The sequence below is a fragment of the Haliscomenobacter sp. genome, assembly GCF_965225875.1.
In the GTDB taxonomy this organism is placed as follows: Bacteria; Bacteroidota; Bacteroidia; order Chitinophagales; family Saprospiraceae; genus Haliscomenobacter.
Map to the genome: position 1 here is coordinate 1,283,067 of NZ_CBDDBS010000002.1, position 17,865 is coordinate 1,300,931.

Consider the following 17,865-nt stretch of genomic DNA (forward strand, 5'->3'; position numbering starts at 1 on the left):
TTGGAACAGCTAAAGCCGCTCCTCCAACACCTCAAACCACCCTCGATAAAACCGATCACTATACTTAACCGAATTCCCTGGCAATGTCGCCATTCCAGCTGCTATCACCATTTTGGCCTCATCCAAATTCCCCTCAGCATACAACAAAGCCGCTTTCGCCAGCAGGGTGTGGGCATCTTTCCCCGTTTGCCCCAATTTTCCCATTTTTCCCCAAATATTGTGGGCCTGAACCGGGTCGTTCGCCAAAAAGGCATAGGCAAAAACCAGGTCTTTTTGCAATTCTACCCGAAAGGTCAGCGGTTGTTCCTCTAGCAGCGGTTCCATTTCTTTAGCTGCTTTCAGTGCCAAATCTTTTTCATCCCGGTCCAGGTGGTAATAATAGTTCAATGAATAGGCAAAAGCTTTCATCAAATCCGACTCATCCGATTGGATCAACTCGATTTGGGTAGGATCAATGGTAGAATAAGGTTGATTGGAATAGTTATGCGCCAATACCTCCAATACCGCCTGTTCGATGGCAGCAGTTTTACCCCCACCAATCAAACGAAAGAAACGCGCCCGATCCGTGAAAAAAGCACCGGTACGGCCGGGGATAGTGGTCGCCAAAAACAGAAAGAAAGAAGTAAGGGCGAAAATGAACGAAAAAACGAGCAAAGACCTCAAGGCAGCGCTGGATTCACCTGCTGTCAAATTCATGGTCACCCAAAACGCAGGCAGCCCCACCAATAGCGCTCCACCGATACTCGTCAAGGGCCCTGCTGCCACGACCGCTGCCAGTTTTTTGACCAAATCGGGAGATTTTTGGGTTGGTAAAGTAGCCGCTACTCCACCAAAAAGGTTGGGGTCTCGATTGAAATACCATTCAATCTGATCATCCACAGGATTGCGGCGAACGCCCAAAAAACCGGCTACATACAAATGAAATTTGAAACCTTGGAACAGCCCCGTCAACAAATGGCCCAGTTCGTGTGCTGCCAGTGCGGCCCAAATGGCCACAAAAGCCAAGACCAATTTTAGTGGATTTTCCCACCAAATACCGCCGTTTTCCATTAAGGCTTGAAAAACACTGAGGGGCACTAATTTTACAAAAGCATAACTAAGCAGATAGCCCACCACAGCCCCCAATGAGCAAGCAATGATCAGTTGTACCGTTTTATTCTGTTTCTTTTTACCCATAAACTAGCAAATACCAGTTTTAGGGAAAAAGTTCATATCCTGTCGGTCAATTATTCCCAAGCCCTGAAAGGGCGATATACCTTAAGAATGGGCAGCGCCCTTTTTCTGAATGATCTAGCTCTACTTCAGAAGTATTGCCTCTCCTTTGCAGGATTGGAACACCTGATCCGCAGTTTCCAACTCAGCAATCCACACAAAAGTACCCGGCGGCACTACTTTTCCACCATAAGTACCATCCCAACCCATTGCTTCATCGTTGAGGGTTCCATTGCTGGCTTCATAAACGAGATTTCCCCAACGGTCAAAAATGCGGAACTGCACGATTTTCAGGTTCTTCTTACCCTGCAAATAAAAGCGGTCATTTTTGCTGTCGCCATTGGGAGAAAAAGCGGTTGGAGCATAAACCTGGTCTTTTTTGACCACAAAAACATTAAATACTGCCTGAGATCGACAACCATTGGTGCTTAGCACCTGAACCTGATAAACTGTACTGCGGGGTGGATTCACCTGAATGCTGTTGCAGCCATTACAGGGTGCGAGATCAGTGCCAACCCATTGAAGCGAAGCCAGACCAGTAGAGTCGCCAAGTACCGCCGTCAATTGTAGCGAGTCGCCTGGAGCGATTTCATTGGTAGGCGCAGTGATGCTCACCTCAATTGGGATAGAAGCCAAAATGGTCAAACTCGTATCGCCTTCACAACCAGCTGCATCCTGAACCCGGATGTGGTAAGTGCCCGGAGCAAGGTTGTTGAAATTGCGTTGGCTGGCAAAAGTGCTATCCTTTAGCGCAAAAGTATAAGGCGCCACTCCCCCACTCACCAATTCGATGCCAATGCTACCCCGGCCATCGGTGGCACAAGGTGGTTGTTTCAAATTGATGCGGTCAAATTTGGGACCATCGGTGTTGCCACCCAACTGTAGTGAATCTCGGAAACTGCAACCATTATTGGCGTTGCTGAGTACTACGCTATAGCGCCCGGAAGCATTAACCTGCACGGTAGCAGCCGTATTGGTGCCGCTTATGCCTTGTCCAGTCCAGGCATAGGTTACATTCGGTAATACATCTACAGCTAAGGTCGCCGTTGGATTGGCGCAGGAAAAGGGCGTTTGCACCTGAATCAAGCTGAAAGGCCGAATCGTATCCGATTCCACGGTAGTGCTCAATCTCAGGTTACAACCGTTGATCGTATCCACCACCAAAAAGGTGTAGCGCCCACCACTAAATGCAGTTGTGCTGGTCCTGCGTGAAATGGTATCAGTCAAAGAAGGAGAAATCCAATAGGTTGCCACCCGGTTGGAATTAACCGTTGCTCGTAATGTTGTGCTGCGATTGATACAGGTAATTTTTCCCGTGGTATCCAGTGTTGCCGAAGGCCGCAAGGTATCGGCAGTGATACTGGTGTCTTTGCTGGCCTGACAGGCATTACGGGTATTGCGTACAATGAGTTGGTACAAGCCAGCTGCATTGATGCGCAGGAACGAATCCTGGCTAACCGTTCCACCCGTACCATTGCGCCAGGTGTAACTCAGGTTTTTGCTATTGCTGCTCGCATTCAAGAGTACCGATTGGGAGCGGCAATCCAATTGCCCTTGCCCGCTCAGTCGAATGCTTGGTGCCAAGGTATCTAACTGGACTGTAGTATTGGCAGTGTTCTGGCAGCCATTGCTGGGTTGTACGACCAACAAGCGATAGGTGCCACCAACACTAATTGGTGGCAATGGATGAGGTACTGTATCGTTCTGGGGAGTAATCCAATAATATTCCAGGGTGTTGTTGACGGGGGAAAATTGGAGCTGGACTTGTCGGCGCAAACAATTGAGGCTATCCCCTTGTAAGGTAGGTGCTACTGGCTGGGTTTGGTCGAAACCGATCACAATATCCAGTGGTACCGAGGCACATAAAGAATCCGTAGTGGCAATCACCTGATAACGCCCGGGGATAAAAGCAGTGTCTCTGGCCAGGTTTGAACTGTAGCCATTGGGCCCACTCCAGGCAAAAGTAGCCAATGAGTCGGAAGATTTTGCATCCAAAAAAACAAAAGGATCTCGACAAGTAATCGTATCTGGTGTTGCCTGAACGCTGGGAATGGCAATGATCTGGATGGTATTCCCAATCAGCGCCGGAGGGAATTCCCGGATGTTGTTGCCGCGCTGATTGTATTGAGCTACAACAGGGGCGGTTTGGTCGCGAGGGTTGGTCACAAAGCCCAAGGTGGCTGGGTTTCCAGGTTGTAAGGCGACCAAGCGCAGCACAAAAATTCGGGTAGAATCTGGCAAGGTAGAAGAAGTGCCATCCGCTTTAAACCAGGCGAAATTCACCCGCGTACCGGATGGCGGAGCTTCAAAATCGAATTCGTTTCCGGGAAATATACTATTGTTGACACTCAAAAAACGGAACTGCCCTCGGGCCCAACTGACAGCAAATTGAAAACCCGCCACGCGTCTGAAATGAACAGCGCGAACGGGTATGTCGATGGTATCTCCCACACAGACTTTGCGGGAAGTCAGTATGAAGGTTGTAGAATCAAGCGCTCCTTGAGCGTAGCTGGTACTGTGGTTCAGTAGTGTTGCCAGTACCAGCAGTGCCAAAATGTATAATTTTCCCACCTGAATGATGTTTCAAACTTCGGGTATCGGATTTCGGATTTCGACTGGCGCTTTAGTCTCAAATTGAAGTATGCACCAAATTTGATTTTCCAGGTCTAGAAAATTCAATGGTAGTGCCACATCAATTTTAGACTAAAGCTCCAACCGAAATCCAAAATCCGAATTCCGAAATCAATACTATTTCGTCAAAATTACCTTATCCGTCAATACGCCATAAGCGGTCAGGATTCGATAATGGTAAACGCCATTTTGGCCCAGGGTGTTGCCATTGATTGTCCATTCCTGAACACCTGCTGACAAATTACGGGCTTCGCGGTAAACTTCACGACCAGCAGCATCGATAATCGACAAGGTGGTGCGGGAATCTGTAGGCAGTTTGAAGCGAATCAAAGCCTGATCACTGAATGGGTTGGGTTGTACGCCCAATGCTTTGATGGCATTGCGTTTGCCCAGATCCACTTTGAGTGCAGCATCCGTGAAACGAGCCTTCAGTTGTTTAACCTGACCAGCCTGATTGACGGCCATACCTGCCAAGCCTTGCTGATTGAGCCAAATTGCTTCAGCTACTTCACCTGCTCTGCGGGTATTGAAGGTAAGTCTGAACAATACTGGGTTTTCAGCACTGCGCAAGGTTGCACCGGTTTGGTACCAAAGCGTTGGGATTCGACCCTCTGCCACAGCATTCAGATTGAAGGCATTGCGGTCTACTCCAGGTACATCGCCCGCTTCTACACTGACAAATTCAAGGGTTTCGCGGTCAAAGCCCAGATCGAACTGGTACCCTGCATATTTACCCAGGTCGCTGGCACGTACATCAACCACCAGTTTTTCACCGTACTCAAATGCGCGGTTAGCCATGGTGATTTCCATTGGCGCTTCGCCACGCAGTTGTGCATCCTTGCTCAGGTTGACGTCACCCACTTTGATGCCAATGAAGTCATTGTTCAAGGTGTCTTTTTTCAACCCCGTAAACCCGATGGTATCCGGGAATTTTAAGGTCAGTGGGTTGGCCACACTGTCCGGGAACTTGAAGCTCACTGGTACAAAGCGCCAGGATGTATTATTCGGGAATGAATCAATTGCACCCAAGATCAACCGACGGATATCCAAAATGTCCGCTACCGTAACTGTACCAGACTTGTTCACGTCGGCAGCAATCCATTTGTAAGGACTGTCCAGGGTATCCTTGGCCAGAATATGCCGTTGAATCAGTACCACATCCAAAATGTTCACCCCACCAGAATAGTTAGAATCCAAAGATGGGCGAATGGTATGGTTCTTATTGTAAGCCAAAGAATCGAATGCATATTCCCCAGTAACGCCTGTTACCACGGAAGCAAGGCTATCCGGACTGATGTCCACCGTTACAAATTTCACCGGAGTACTGTCTTCCCGGAAAATTTTCCCAGCTATTCTAACCGGTCCAGTGGTATCTACTGGTGGAACTGTGGTGGTATCTGGACAAACTACGCCATCAATGGTGGTAGGAATAATTTCAGTCAGTGAAGACTTGGTGGCAATGATCTTCGATGGTGCATTTTTGAACTGAACTGGTATACATTCTTTACTAGCCGAGTCTCTGCTGATTCGTAAGGTAAAGATGGTCGTACTATCCTTCAGTGTTACCCCATTGGACTGTGCGTCAAACCAGTTGACCGTTCGAACAAAAGGCGAGAAAGCAAAATTCTCTACTCCTTTGAGCGCTGCGGTGTCAGCAGTGAAGCCGACAAAAGTGGCCAAACTATCAGGTATGGCGAGGGTGAACTGGAATCCCTGTACTTTGTCAAAATGGAGCACTTTTACAGGTACACTCATGGTGCTATCCGTAAGCGTTACGCCACTGGTATCAACAAAGAACGTGAGCGAATCGACCTGAACTGGAGGTGGTGGAGGCAGGATCGTATCCGTGCCCAAGATGACCTTAAAGACGCAGGAGTCGATCACCTTTTTAGAGGTAGTATCTGTAAGGATATACCTGACACGGGTAGTACCCACTGCCAAGGTATCGCCAGGTTTATGGTTGCTGCTCAGCACTGCAACCGTACTGTCACATCCACTGGTGAAAGTAGGCGCTTTCCAGCTTACTGGAGCCTTGGTTTTGCCTGCAGGAGCAACAGTTATGACATCCTTAGGGCACTCCGTAAAGCCAGCTGTCTGAGTGCTGTCGATGAGTACCACAATGGCAGTTCGTTCTTTGCTGGCACACTTCTTACCCGAAGAATCAATGGCTTCTACATATAAGGTATCAGCTTTGGTCGGTTTAAAGCTCAGGGTATCCTTAGCTAGAGGGGTACCTCCGGTAGGCACATCATACCAGTTGACGGTAAAGGCAGAGTCCGCTTTCACTTTAATTACTGGCAGGGTACTTACCGAGCAAGCTTTGATGAGATCAGCTTCAATTTGTGGCTTAGGGGAAGCCGAACCGATCACAACGCTAAGAATGCCTTCACAACTGCTCGTTGTATCATTGACCATCACGGTGTAAGTGCCTGGGCCAAGCCATACCGAATCGGTAGTTGCCCCTGTGCTCCACTTGTACCCAACACCACCTGAAACCCTCACTAAAGTAGAGTCTCCATCACAAATACTTGTATCACCGCCGATAATGGTGACGCCCAGCATTGGCTTCACCGCCAGTGCCAGTTGTACCAAACTGTCACAACCTCCTTCAGTAAGCAGATTGACAACATAAGTCCCGGCTTGACGGAATACGTTTTCACCCACAGTATAGCTCTGTCCTTCACAAATGGTAGTATAGATCACAGTATCGCGTGGAGCAGTGGAAGTAGCTCTTACTCTGGTTACGATAATGGTGCTATCACATCCGCCTGCAGCCACCAGCTTGGTGGTGTCAGTACCAATCGGGCCAATACAAACGGCGATAGTACGGTTGATAACCGTATCTCTACAGGGAGGTGGTGGAGGTAGTACGATGGTATCCGTAGTTACTTCAACCGATCCAGCCTCACCTTTAAATGCACGTTTGGAGCGCTTTGGCCCCAGAACTTCCGTATTGACACTATCGGTAAAGCTGATTGCAGATTTACCTTCTTTCAGTGGTTTAAAACAAAGTTGGTAAAGTTTGGTGCTGTCCCGAATTGTTAACCCCGCTGCACTTTCAGCTTTGGAATAGACCAGCGAAATCAAACCTCCCGGCTTCACACTAAAATCATCACGCGTGAGTTTTTTCAACGCGCTGTTGGTGTCTACCTTAATTTGCTTCAATTGTAAAAAGGAAGTGTCGAATTTCACAGTGTACTGTAGAGCAGCAATGGTGTCAAAATTTACCGCTACCACATTCACACAAACGAGTGTGTCCTTTAAGCGGGCTTTGACATTTGCGATACAAACCGGAAAAGCCGTACTGTCGTACAAGGGCATAAACAAGCTCAAGTAGGTTGGTGGCTTTACAATTTGGTTTTTGGGGCCATCCAGGGCAGATAACTGCCAGCAGAGCAAGCTGGATAGCAGGAAAAATAGAACTTTTCGCATATTTCAATGGTTTTTTGCAAGGTTATGGGGGCTATGCCAATGACAATAGTGCATAGCATGTTTGTGCTAATTCTTGCTTATTCTTCGTGGAAACTTTTTGGCTGGAAAAAACAGATAAAGTGTCAGGCAGGCTGGATTGAATGAAATGTTAACGTCGTCATTTGTAGGAAAAGTATCTATCTATTGTAACAATTTTTACAAAATCATCGAAACTTCTCTCTTCGCCAATCGTTGGGCCTTTGGCCTGTAACCCGTTTGAAAGTGCGGTTAAAATGAGGAATATTGTTAAAACCCGTTGAATATGCGATAGCTGCAACGGATAACAGTTGTTCCTCTTTCAGGATTCGACAAGCTGCGTTGATGCGGATTTCATTGAGAAAAACAGTGAAAGTTTTGCGGGTATGTTTTTTAAAATACCGGCAAAAGGCGGGTGGGGTAAGGTGGACCAGGGCCGCTACTTTTTCCAAATCCAGTTCATCGGCATAATGTTTGAGCAAATATTGAAATACCGTGCTCATCCGTTGGCCTTCACTCTCCGAAATGGCAAATGGGGTTTGTTGACTCAAATAAAAAGCGGGCTGCTCGGTAGTCAAACACTCTAACAACTCCAGGAAAAAAGCTACCCGTTTAAGTGCATGAGCAGCCTGAATCCGCAACATCAATTCGATGACCCTGCCTTTTGTACTTGATCCCACTTTGATCCCACGATCAAAACCATTTAACAATGCCTTCATCCCACTTAACTCAGGAATCAACGCCAAGGTTTTGCCTACCTGAAGTGGATCAAAAAACAGGGTAAGCGCGTGAATGGATAAGTGCGAATCCGGGTCAAAATAAGCTGGGTCGCTATTGAACAAATGGGCTTGATTGGCGCCAATCAAAAAAACATCATCTGTCTGAAAACGATGCACCTGCTCCCCTACCAGTAAGTTGCCATTCCCCTCGCGTACCCAGGTGAGTTGAATTTCAGGGTGCTGGTGCAAATGGGGATAAAAATGCGGCTCCCGATCTTCCTGAATGATGATGGACTGCTCCCCGCTAACCGGAATGGTAAAAGGAATAACTTTCAAATTAAAACGTTTTTTACCAGCAAAATAAAGCAAATAGAGCGATAATGGTTAAAAAAAGTTAGTTTTTGGCCAAATCCCGTCAAGCTTAGCTTTGTTCAGCGGCCTATCTTTGTCAAAAATTAGCACATGAACGCATTTGAATGGAAGGGCGTATTTCCGGCGCTTACCACCAAATTCAATAGTCAGGATGAATTGGATTTGCCGCTCTTTGCCAAAAACCTGCAAGCACAGGTTGATGGTGGGGTAAACGGAATCATTTTGGGCGGCTCCCTGGGTGAAGCCAGCACCATCACCGAGGCCGAAAAAGAAACCTTGGTCAAATTCTCACAGGAAAAACTGGAAGGCAAAACCCCAGTTGTGCTCAACATTGCTGAAGGTTCTACCCGTGAGGCAGTGCGCCAGGCTCAGTTGGCCGAAAAATGGGGTGCCGATGGCCTCATGTTGCTCCCTCCAATGCGCTACAAAGCCGATGATCGCGAAACCACCGCGTTTTTCCGCGCCGTAGCCCAGTCTACCGATCTCCCCATCATGCTGTACAACAATCCGGTTGATTACAAAATTGAAATCACCCTGGACATGTTTGCTGCTTTAATTGAAGAAAAAAACATTACCGCCGTCAAAGAGTCGACTCGTGATGTTTCTAATGTGACCCGTTTGGTCAATCGTTTTGGCGATCGCCTAAAAATCCTGTGCGGAGTAGACACCCTGGCACTTGAAGAATTGGTACTGGGTGCCGATGGTTGGGTAGCTGGATTGGTTTGTGCCTTCCCAGCCGAAACCTGTACCATTTATCGCTTGGTGAAAGAAGGAAAGTTGGCTGAAGCCTTGACCATTTACCGCTGGTTCTTACCTTTGTTGGAGTTGGACCTCCACCCCAAACTGGTACAGTACATCAAACTGGCTGAACAAGAAGTGGGGATTGGTTCCGAATATGTACGCGCCCCCCGTTTGACCCTTGAAGGTGCAGAAAGAGACCGCATTTTGAAGGTGATCCGGGATGGAATCGCAGCAAGACCCTAGGTAGAGACGCAAGATCTTGCGTCTCCAATGCGTAAAATCTTGGATATTTGAGACGCAAGATTTTGGATATTTGAGACGCAAGATCTTGCGTCTCTACAACCATACCACTATGAACAAACAAACCATGCAACAAGCCGCCACGGCTTTCCCTGTTTACCGCAAAAAAAGCAATGCTGAGCGCGCTGAATTTTTGGAGCGCATAGCCAGCGAAATTGAGGCATTAGGCGACACCCTGATTCAAACCGCCATGGCTGAATCCAACCTGCCCGAAGCCCGTTTGTTGGGCGAACGTGGCCGGACCGCCAATCAGCTACGACTATTCGCCAATCTGGTGCGCGAAGGATCCTGGGTAGAAGCCGTGATCGACACTGCTCAACCCGAAAGGATTCCACCTCGCCCCGATTTGCGCAAAATGCTCAACCCACTGGGTCCAGTGGTCGTTTTTGGTGCCAGCAATTTCCCTTTGGCCTTTTCTACTGCTGGTGGCGATACCGCTTCGGCTTTGGCTGCTGGTTGTACGGTGGTAATCAAAGGGCATCCTGGGCACCCCAAAACTTCGGCTTTGGTCTTTGGCGCGATGCAGGCAGCAATTGCGGCTTGTGGCATGCCTGAACATACGATACAGCATGTGGATAGCACCGATTTTGCCACCGGCAAAGCTCTGGTGCAGGACCCTCTCACCCAAGCGGTTGGTTTCACCGGCTCCCTGGCTGGCGGCACCGCCCTCGTTGAATACGCCCGCGAGCGCAAACAACCCATCCCGGTTTTTGCCGAAATGAGCAGCATCAACCCGGTGATTTTGTTGCCAGAAATTCTTTCCGCGCAACCCGAAGCATTGGCCAAACAACTGGCGGCTTCTTTTACCCTGGGAATGGGGCAGTTTTGTACCAAACCTGGTTTGATCCTGGCTCAGGATTGTGAAGCCCTTGACGTTTTTCTCCGCACCATTGGCCATGAAGTGCCTGGCTTGCCGACCATGCCGATGTTGCACGGAGGTATTCATGCAGCCTACGAGAAAAACCTGCATACTGCCCTGGAACAGCCAGGCCTCGGTGTTTTGGGCAAAACGGCAAAAGAAGTTAGCGGCATCGAACCAACGGCAGCTGTTGCCCTGGTGGATGGAGATACCTTTTTGGCCAACCCTAAACTGCACGAAGAAGTTTTTGGCCCTTACGCCCTCGTAGTGAAGTGCCAATCAAAACAACAAATTGCCCAGATTCTCGAGCATTTAGAAGGACAACTCACCCTAACCTTCATGGCCACCGATGCTGATGCACTGGCGAACGCCGATCTGGTTGAGTTGGGCCAATCCAGAGCTGGCCGTGTCATCTTTAATGGTGTTCCTACGGGAGTTGAGGTCGTCGCCTCTATGCAACACGGCGGCCCTTATCCGGCTACCACCGATAGCCGCTTCACCTCGGTAGGCTCCGACGCCATCAAGCGTTGGGCTCGCCCAATTTGTTATCAAAATTATCCAGCTGCCTTATTGCCTATGGAATTGCAAGACAATAATCCGTTGGGGATTTGGAGATGGGTGGACGGAGTTTTTACTAAATAGAGATGAAAGATGCTACCGCAGAGACGTAGACAAGGTCATTGTCAAAAACGCTGCGGTAGCATCTCTCATCTTTCATCTCTCATCTCTCATCTTTCATTTCTAATGAGGACTTTTTTCTGCATTGACGCCCACACCTGCGGCAACCCGGTTCGCCTGGTGGCTGGCGGTGGCCCCCAACTGGAGGGCAAAGACATGAGTGAAAAACGCCAGCACTTCCTTGCCGAATACGACTGGATTCGCAAGGGGCTGATGTTTGAGCCACGGGGACACGACATGATGAGTGGCAGCATTTTGTATCCACCCCATGATCCCAAAAACGATGTGGCGGTGCTCTTCATCGAAACCAGTGGTTGTTTGCCCATGTGTGGTCACGGCACCATTGGTACCATTACTGCCGCGTTGGAACATGGCTTGATCAATCCCAAAACCCCGGGAAAAATCCGCATGGAGGCCCCGGCTGGCTTGGTAGAAATCACCTATGTGCAGGAGGGCAAAAAAGTCAAAAGTGTTCGTTTGACCAATGTAAAATCCTTCCTGGCTGCCGAAAAACTTCCAGTAGAATGCCCTGGTTTGGGGCCAATTACTGTAGATGTGGCTTACGGAGGCAATTACTACGCCATTGTGGACGTGCAGGAAAATTTCCCAGGTTTGGAGCATTACCCTGCCGAACAATTGGTGGCCTGGGCCCGGGAGTTGCGCAAACGCATCAATGCCCAATACAGTTTTGTACACCCTGAAGATCCCACCATCAACGGCTGTAGCCATATCCAGTGGACCGGCAAAACGATTCACCCCAATGCCACCGCCCGCAATGCGGTTTTTTATGGCGACAAAGCGATCGACCGTTCCCCTTGCGGGACGGGTACTTCGGCGCGTATGGCGCAGTGGTACACGCAAGGTAAATTGCAGAAGGGTGATGAATTCGTCCACGAAAGCATCATCGGTTCCCAATTCATCGGGCGCATTGAAGAAGAAACCAGTCTGGCGGGCAAACCCGCTATTCGCCCCAGCATCGAAGGTTGGGCAAGAATTTATGGCTACAATACCATCAGCATCGATCCGGAAGATGATCCGTATGCGCATGGGTTTCAAGTAATATAATGGTTGAGGAGTTGAGAAGTTGAGGAGTTGAGGGCTGCCGCAGCGACTTAGACAAGGACATTGTCAAAATCGCTGCGGCAGCCCTCAACTCCTCAACTTCTCAACTCCTCAACTCTTTCAAGCTATCCATGAAAACAGCAATAGTCATCGGCGGCGGCATCATTGGCCTTAGTTCCGCTTATTACCTGAGCCGTGCAGGCTGGCAAGTGACCGTGATCGACAAAGGGAACCGCCGCAACAATTGCTCCACCGGCAACGCTGGCTACATTTGTCCCAGCCACTTCGTACCATTGGCTACGCCGGGAATCGTATCACAGGGCCTGAAATGGATGCTCAATTCACGCAGTCCTTTTTATGTGCAACCACGCCTGAGTTGGCCGCTGATTCAATGGGGCATCCAGTTCATGCGCAGCGCCACGGCCCAACACGTGCAGGCTTCGGCGCGCCCCTTGCGAGACATTGCCATGTTCAGCATGGCCTGTTATGAGGAATTGAAAAAAGAGCCTGGATTCGACTTTTTTTATGCCCACGATGGCATGTTGGAAGCGGTGCAAACGGCTGAAAATGCCCACCATGCTCAGGAAACCGCCAAGATTGCCCGTGATCTCGGCCTTGACGCGGAATGGCTGGATAAGGATGGTGTAAAAGCCATCGAACCCGATGTGGAAATGAACATCCGGGGCGCCACCTGGTTCCGCTGCGATGCACACTGCAATCCCGAACAATTGGTGCAAAACCTGGAGCAATACTTGTTGAAAAATGGAGCCGTGCTGCAAGTAGATACTGAGGTGACTGGCTTTAGCAAACAAAACGGGGCCATTACCCAGGTGCAAACCGATAAAGGTACCTATAACGCTGATTTAGTGGTGCTGGCCACTGGCTCCTGGAGTCGGGAAATGGCGGCTAAACTGGATTTGAGCTTGCCACTGGTCGCTGGCCGGGGCTATTCCTTTTTGGCCAATGCTTCCGATTTCCCGCTACGTCGCCCGGTGATCCTCACCGAAGGTCGGGTGGCCGTGAGCCCTTTTGAAGAGCAGATTCGTTTTGGCGGCACTATGGAAATTACGCCCATCAACACCCCGCCGCGTTACAAACGGGTGGAAGGCATTGTACAATCTGCCCGTGATTTTTTCCCACAATTGAAATTGGACCAACCCAAAGCGGAGGATATCTGGTACGGCTACCGCCCTTGTTCAGCGGATGGGCTGCCTTACATCGGGCGGCTCCAAAAAACGCCGAATGTGATTGTGGCCACGGGGCATTCGATGCTGGGCTTGAGCCTGGGAGCTGGTACGGGTAAGTTGGTGGCGGAATTGGCGGAGGAGGAAGTGGTGAGTGTGGATTTGGGTGTGTTTTCGCCGGAGCGGTTTGGGTAGGGTTATAAAGTGCAATTGATGGTTTGGAAATTTAATGTATGATTGCTTGTTGGGTAAATAATTGATTACTATATTCGCTGGTGAGGGAATTATAGTACTGCGTAGATAAACCACTTAGACAAGAGAAAATGATATGCGGACAAAGCGAACTTACCCGCAATAGACGACTAAGTAAAAGATGCAATGCGGGTTTTGCTTAGTCGTCTATTGCGGTAGAGACATATTGGGCAACTAGAAAAAAATAAACATAGTCAATCATGGACGCGCCAAGGTATATCAAATCCTCAGATTTCAAGAAAATAGTTACCAAAGAAATTGCACCCTATTTGAGAAAATTGGGATGGAAAGGTAGCGGATACGATTATACAAGAACTAAATTTAATATTGGTAATAGTATAAAATTTCAAGGTTCAAGTGGTGGAGAAAAATTTTGCATCAATCTCCTTGTACATTTTGTATTTGAGCCATTAGAGTATGGTAAATTAATTCAGGAACTAAACAAGTGGAACTTTAATACAAGATTGATGAAGCATAAACATGTAGGGGATGAATGGTGGAATTATCCCGTAAAAGGCTCTAATTATGATGAACTGATACAAGATGTGAAAGATGCATTCAATAGTAATTTAGAGTTGTTTTTCGATAAATATGAAAATTGGGAAGATAAAATATTAGGAACAACTGTTGATAGGTTAAAAGCTGGAGAATTGAAAGAAATATTATTAGGGACAGATATGACACAAGCATTAATATGCTCAGTTTTTAATTTAAACAATGGGAAAAAACAAGCTGCAATAGATTTTGCACAATTCGGAGAAACATGCATAGAAGGAGTTGTCGGGTCAGGAAGAAAAGGGGTAATTGATGAAATAATAAAAGAAGCCAGCTCATAACAACCGCTTGCTATCCATGCCGCCGAACAGCCAACCCGCAACAAGCACGGTGGCACGGCAGTAAGCCAACCGTTGGCAACTTTACATCTAGAAAATTTAGATCCACCCAAGCAATCCACCCCTCAAAACAAGTCATCCAACTCAACTTGATTGTGAATCAATCCTAGGTAATGCATATTTTTCTCACAACCAAAAGTCGTTATCATCACCGGAAAAATGGATTTGCGTTTTTTCAATTGTGCCCGTAGTTGGGTCATTTTATTGCGAATATTGTTGGCCTCGGATTTCGTAAGGGCGTATACATCATTGGCAAATTTGATTTCGCACAAATTGACCACATTGTCCGCACGGTCGATTAGCATATCAATCTGTGCGGCCATTTTACCCGATTCGTCTTTAAGTGTCAGGTAACTTATCGAAGTCCGAATGCCACTAATGCCCAATGCCTTGAGGATTTCCTTTTTATGAAAATGACAAAGCCATTCGAAAGCAATACCACACCAGGATTTGTAAGCATGGCTTTCTATCTGACTCATCCAATCTGCAGACTGACGATTGGCCATAAAATTCACATAAAACCGAGAGAAAAAATCTGCCAAAATGTATTTGCCGCCGTTCGATTTTTTTCCCAAAGGCAGCAAATAGTGGACATAGCCAGTCGCGATCAACTCCTCTAAAACTTTGGTAGCAGTACCTGAATTGTCGATTTTGGCCATTTTCAACAATTCAGCCCTTTCCATGCCATAAGGAGAGCGGGCCAGCGTTCGAACAATCCGAAGATGCAATTCGGCCTGGCGAAAAATGGAAGCGTACAGATTTTCAAATTCGTTTTGCAGTAGTGCAGCATCAGAAAAGCAAAGTCGCTCGATGTTTTGCGCTGCACTTTCACCCGCTTTCAACTCGTTCAGATAAAATGGCACTCCCCCGAAGGTCATGTAAAGCAAGGCAATGTCATAGCGGTTAAGCGCGATATTTCTTTGCTTGAGAAAAGCTTCCGTTTCTGCTAATTTAAACGGTTCAAGCCAAATCCGCTTGGTCACTCGATTGTGCAGTCCGCCCGTATCATTGTAGACTTTTTTGATGATCCAGGAAGTGGAAGACCCCGCTACAACCAAAACAATGTTTTTTTCCCATGCAGCCCAAGAATTCCAAAAGTGGGCAAAGATTTGCAGGAAACCCGATCTTTGGGTTTCAATCCAGGAGAGTTCGTCAAAAAAAATGACTTTTTTTCGCTTGGTTTTTACCGTTTCCACATAATCTCTCAACACGGCAAAAGCTTCCATCCAATCGGCGGGTGCACTTACGAAAGATTGTTTTCGGCGGCTCAACTCGCTGGCAAAAGCTTGCAATTGGACTTTTATCGGCTGGTTTTGCACGCCGGTGAGGTAAAAACAAATATCGTCTTTGAAAAAAGTATTGACCAGATATGTTTTGCCGATCCGTCGCCGACCAGTGACGGCGATGAACTCCGATTGAGTGGACTCAATAGTTGATTGCAGGATTTCTAATTCTGCTTTTCTCCCAATGATCTGGTTCATTTCTGACTAAAGTTTAAGCAAATATAGTCATTTTAGCTAAAACTCAAAATTGAGTTTTAGCTAAAACTAGATTAAATGCTAAAACTTTAGTTGAAAGAGCAAATCGACGACCTCCATCAAAACGATATTCAAAGCTATTTTGACGCAAACTTTGTGGCAGGGCATTTGATGCTCGGCTTAAGTCTGGGGCGGGTACGGGTAAGTTGGTGGCGGAATTGGCGGAAGAGGAAAAGGTGAGTGTGGATTTGGAGATGTTTGCTCCGGAGCGGTTTGGGTGAAAAACTAAACCATTTCCCGCAAGTATCACCTCCACCCTGGCGTAAATCCTATCCCACAAGCCGCCAACTTCCTTCGAGGATGCCTTGCCTGGAACAGACGTTTTTACGTATATTGCTATCGAAACAGCGCCCAAGATTTGGTCATTGGCTGCTATTGTAATGAACATTACCAGTAATTGAACGCCAAAAAACAAACACAAATGAACCAAGAAGAACTATCTCAATTAACCGACAAAGAACTACTAGAAGCAGCAAAAGCAAACAAGCCATCCCCCCTGATCGATGCATTTTTTATTGGATTTTTAGCTGGGATAATAGTTTATAGTATCGCTGCGAACGCTTGGGGGTTTTTCACATTGATTCCTTTATTTTTGATTTATCTTTTTTTGAAAAAACCGAAGCAATATGAAGCGCTGAAAAAAGAATTGAAAGAACGAAATTTACCATAAATTCATGGCTGAGGTTTGAGGGGCCACATTTACCAGAATTTAAAAAACAGTACTTAAAGCTTTAAATTCCTATCTATGCACAAAGCAATTTGGAATAATCAAATCATCGCACAAAGTGATAAAACAGTAGTAGTCGAAGGGAACCATTATTTTCCAATGGAATCCGTCAGACAAGAATTTTTAAAAGAGAGTAGTCATCAATCACGTTGCCATTGGAAGGGGCTTGCTAATTATTACTCGTTAGAAGTCGATGGCAAAACAAATGAAAATGCAGTTTGGTATTACGCCGAACCATCGGAAGCGGCAAAAGAAATTAAAAATCGTGTTGCTTTTTGGAAAGGTGTGCAAGTTATTACTGAGGTAGAATGATCAGCAATGCCGTTAAACGCACTACTTAAAACTTTCTTGAGGCATATCTGCCTTCTTGCGGTGGCTATAAGCGAATCCTGAAAATATCACTACTTTTTTTATTCCACCCAATACGCATCCAGCAGTTCAAAACCAGCATCTGGGTTTAAAGCTTTATTTAACCGGAGTAAAAAATAGAACAGCTTTCCATTGCGGTCTTTTAACGCTGTCCATTTGCCATTTTTAAAGGTAAGTGCGGTGATTTTATAACATTGATCATCTGAGCAATCTAACCCTGCCTGCATTTCCCATCTGTGGGTTAATTTTTTTAAATCTTCCCTCGAAAAACCGTTTCCAACCACCAAAAAATCCAGGCATTTATCCTGGTTGAAATCACCATATCTGAGACCAGTTACATCTTCAGCATTGGTAAATACCTGCAAACTGGTGTCTTGCCCATTGATTGCAAATACGGGATAATAAATCACCCGGCACATCCTACCTGAACAATTATTCATGTGTACACCCAATCGGTAGATAAACTTGCTTTGATGAAAAGTGAATTCAGCTTTTTGCGGGCACTCCATATGAAGCTGGCAATGTCCGGTCCATTTATGGCTGCCAAATTGTAAAACACTATTGCAACTATCCGCTGTGTTTTCAAAAGGGCTCCTTTTTTCCCAATCAAAATAATGATAGGACTGCACGATGCTCCCGAGTGTTTTGACAATGCGAAAATTGTTGTTACCTAGCGGAAATGTATCCGCACTGCACTGTGGTTCCGTTTTCGCATAGGTAATGCCGGGAGTTTCAACTAGGCTATCGAGAAACTTTTCAAGTGATTTGTGACTGGTAAAAACAAGCTCAGGCACAAATAAATTGGCGGTAGGGTTCTGCTGTTTGGGTCTCCCACAAGCCGTAAGGAAAATGAGAAAAAATAGAAAAAATAGCTTTACCAT

Annotated in this window: 14 protein-coding genes; 7 read left to right on the forward strand and 7 right to left on the reverse strand. The window is 46.9% G+C overall.

All coding sequences use genetic code 11. The features are described 5' to 3' along the window. Window positions 1–9 precede the first annotated feature (9 nt). The 4 genes from ACO08K_RS07970 to ACO08K_RS07985 all read right to left on the reverse strand — a co-directional run bounded on the left by ACO08K_RS07970 (window position 10) and on the right by ACO08K_RS07985 (window position 8,345). Window positions 10–1,176 carry a M50 family metallopeptidase gene (locus ACO08K_RS07970; protein WP_421795861.1) on the reverse strand — a complete coding sequence of 389 codons (1,167 nt, stop codon included), beginning with the start codon at window positions 1,174–1,176 and terminating at the stop codon, window positions 10–12. A gap of 120 nt (window positions 1,177–1,296) precedes the next feature. Continuing rightward, window positions 1,297–3,783: a gliding motility-associated C-terminal domain-containing protein gene (locus tag ACO08K_RS07975; RefSeq protein WP_421795862.1), complete on the reverse strand. Its 2,487-nt coding sequence runs from the start codon at window positions 3,781–3,783 to the stop codon at window positions 1,297–1,299. Between the two features lie 177 nt (window positions 3,784–3,960). Continuing rightward, window positions 3,961–7,275, reverse strand: coding sequence for a cohesin domain-containing protein (locus tag ACO08K_RS07980; protein WP_421795863.1), 3,315 nt, complete (start codon window positions 7,273–7,275; stop codon window positions 3,961–3,963). A 203-nt stretch (window positions 7,276–7,478) separates the two neighbouring features. After that, window positions 7,479–8,345, reverse strand: coding sequence for an AraC family transcriptional regulator (locus ACO08K_RS07985; protein ID WP_421795865.1), 867 nt, complete (start codon window positions 8,343–8,345; stop codon window positions 7,479–7,481). Between the two features lie 126 nt (window positions 8,346–8,471). Between ACO08K_RS07985 and ACO08K_RS07990 the strand changes: the two genes are divergently transcribed. The 5 genes from ACO08K_RS07990 to ACO08K_RS08010 all read left to right on the forward strand — a co-directional run bounded on the left by ACO08K_RS07990 (window position 8,472) and on the right by ACO08K_RS08010 (window position 14,293). Further along, window positions 8,472–9,365 (forward strand): dihydrodipicolinate synthase family protein, encoded by an 894-nt coding sequence (locus ACO08K_RS07990; protein WP_421795866.1) that lies wholly within the window; start codon window positions 8,472–8,474, stop codon window positions 9,363–9,365. Window positions 9,366–9,474: 109 nt separating this feature from the next. Beyond that, window positions 9,475–10,923, forward strand: a complete 1,449-nt coding sequence (locus tag ACO08K_RS07995) for an aldehyde dehydrogenase (NADP(+)) (protein WP_421795867.1) — start codon at window positions 9,475–9,477, stop codon at window positions 10,921–10,923. A 102-nt stretch (window positions 10,924–11,025) separates the two neighbouring features. Next, window positions 11,026–12,024 carry a 4-hydroxyproline epimerase gene (locus tag ACO08K_RS08000; protein WP_421795868.1) on the forward strand — a complete coding sequence of 333 codons (999 nt, stop codon included), beginning with the start codon at window positions 11,026–11,028 and terminating at the stop codon, window positions 12,022–12,024. 128 nt (window positions 12,025–12,152) lie between these two features. Next, on the forward strand, window positions 12,153–13,400 hold the full coding sequence (locus tag ACO08K_RS08005; RefSeq protein WP_421795869.1) for an NAD(P)/FAD-dependent oxidoreductase: 1,248 nt from the start codon (window positions 12,153–12,155) through the stop codon (window positions 13,398–13,400). 257 nt (window positions 13,401–13,657) lie between these two features. Continuing rightward, on the forward strand, window positions 13,658–14,293 hold the full coding sequence (locus ACO08K_RS08010) for a DUF4304 domain-containing protein (RefSeq protein ID WP_421795870.1): 636 nt from the start codon (window positions 13,658–13,660) through the stop codon (window positions 14,291–14,293). Between the two features lie 122 nt (window positions 14,294–14,415). Here the strand turns inward: ACO08K_RS08010 and ACO08K_RS08015 are convergent, their stop codons facing one another. Next, window positions 14,416–15,831 (reverse strand): AAA family ATPase, encoded by a 1,416-nt coding sequence (locus tag ACO08K_RS08015; protein ID WP_421795871.1) that lies wholly within the window; start codon window positions 15,829–15,831, stop codon window positions 14,416–14,418. Window positions 15,832–15,874: 43 nt separating this feature from the next. Continuing rightward, window positions 15,875–16,276: a hypothetical protein gene (locus ACO08K_RS08020; RefSeq protein ID WP_421795872.1), complete on the reverse strand. Its 402-nt coding sequence runs from the start codon at window positions 16,274–16,276 to the stop codon at window positions 15,875–15,877. Between the two features lie 33 nt (window positions 16,277–16,309). Between ACO08K_RS08020 and ACO08K_RS08025 the strand changes: the two genes are divergently transcribed. Then, entirely contained in the window at window positions 16,310–16,558 is a 249-nt protein-coding gene (locus tag ACO08K_RS08025) for an FUSC family protein (protein WP_421795873.1), read from the forward strand. A 75-nt stretch (window positions 16,559–16,633) separates the two neighbouring features. Then, complete coding sequence (locus ACO08K_RS08030) at window positions 16,634–16,927, forward strand: DUF427 domain-containing protein (protein ID WP_421795874.1); 294 nt, start codon at window positions 16,634–16,636, stop codon at window positions 16,925–16,927. 98 nt (window positions 16,928–17,025) lie between these two features. Here ACO08K_RS08030 and ACO08K_RS08035 read toward each other — a convergent pair whose 3' ends face one another. Next, window positions 17,026–17,865, reverse strand: a complete 840-nt coding sequence (locus ACO08K_RS08035; protein WP_421795875.1) for a hypothetical protein — start codon at window positions 17,863–17,865, stop codon at window positions 17,026–17,028.

Bases quoted from the DNA above. Each gene is read 5' to 3' on its own strand.
- ACO08K_RS07970 (WP_421795861.1), bottom strand. From the start codon at position 1,176: ATGGGTAAAAAGAAACAGAATAAAACGGTACAACTGATCATTGCTTGC.
- ACO08K_RS08000 (WP_421795868.1), top strand. From the start codon at position 11,026: ATGAGGACTTTTTTCTGCATTGACGCCCACACCTGCGGCAACCCGGTT.
- ACO08K_RS07995 (WP_421795867.1), top strand. From the start codon at position 9,475: ATGAACAAACAAACCATGCAACAAGCCGCCACGGCTTTCCCTGTTTAC.
- ACO08K_RS08015 (WP_421795871.1), bottom strand. From the start codon at position 15,831: ATGAACCAGATCATTGGGAGAAAAGCAGAATTAGAAATCCTGCAATCA.
- ACO08K_RS08030 (WP_421795874.1), top strand. From the start codon at position 16,634: ATGCACAAAGCAATTTGGAATAATCAAATCATCGCACAAAGTGATAAA.
- ACO08K_RS08010 (WP_421795870.1), top strand. From the start codon at position 13,658: ATGGACGCGCCAAGGTATATCAAATCCTCAGATTTCAAGAAAATAGTT.
- ACO08K_RS07990 (WP_421795866.1), top strand. From the start codon at position 8,472: ATGAACGCATTTGAATGGAAGGGCGTATTTCCGGCGCTTACCACCAAA.
- ACO08K_RS08020 (WP_421795872.1), bottom strand. From the start codon at position 16,276: ATGTTCATTACAATAGCAGCCAATGACCAAATCTTGGGCGCTGTTTCG.
- ACO08K_RS08035 (WP_421795875.1), bottom strand. From the start codon at position 17,865: ATGGTAAAGCTATTTTTTCTATTTTTTCTCATTTTCCTTACGGCTTGT.
- ACO08K_RS08005 (WP_421795869.1), top strand. From the start codon at position 12,153: ATGAAAACAGCAATAGTCATCGGCGGCGGCATCATTGGCCTTAGTTCC.
- ACO08K_RS08025 (WP_421795873.1), top strand. From the start codon at position 16,310: ATGAACCAAGAAGAACTATCTCAATTAACCGACAAAGAACTACTAGAA.
- ACO08K_RS07980 (WP_421795863.1), bottom strand. From the start codon at position 7,275: ATGCGAAAAGTTCTATTTTTCCTGCTATCCAGCTTGCTCTGCTGGCAG.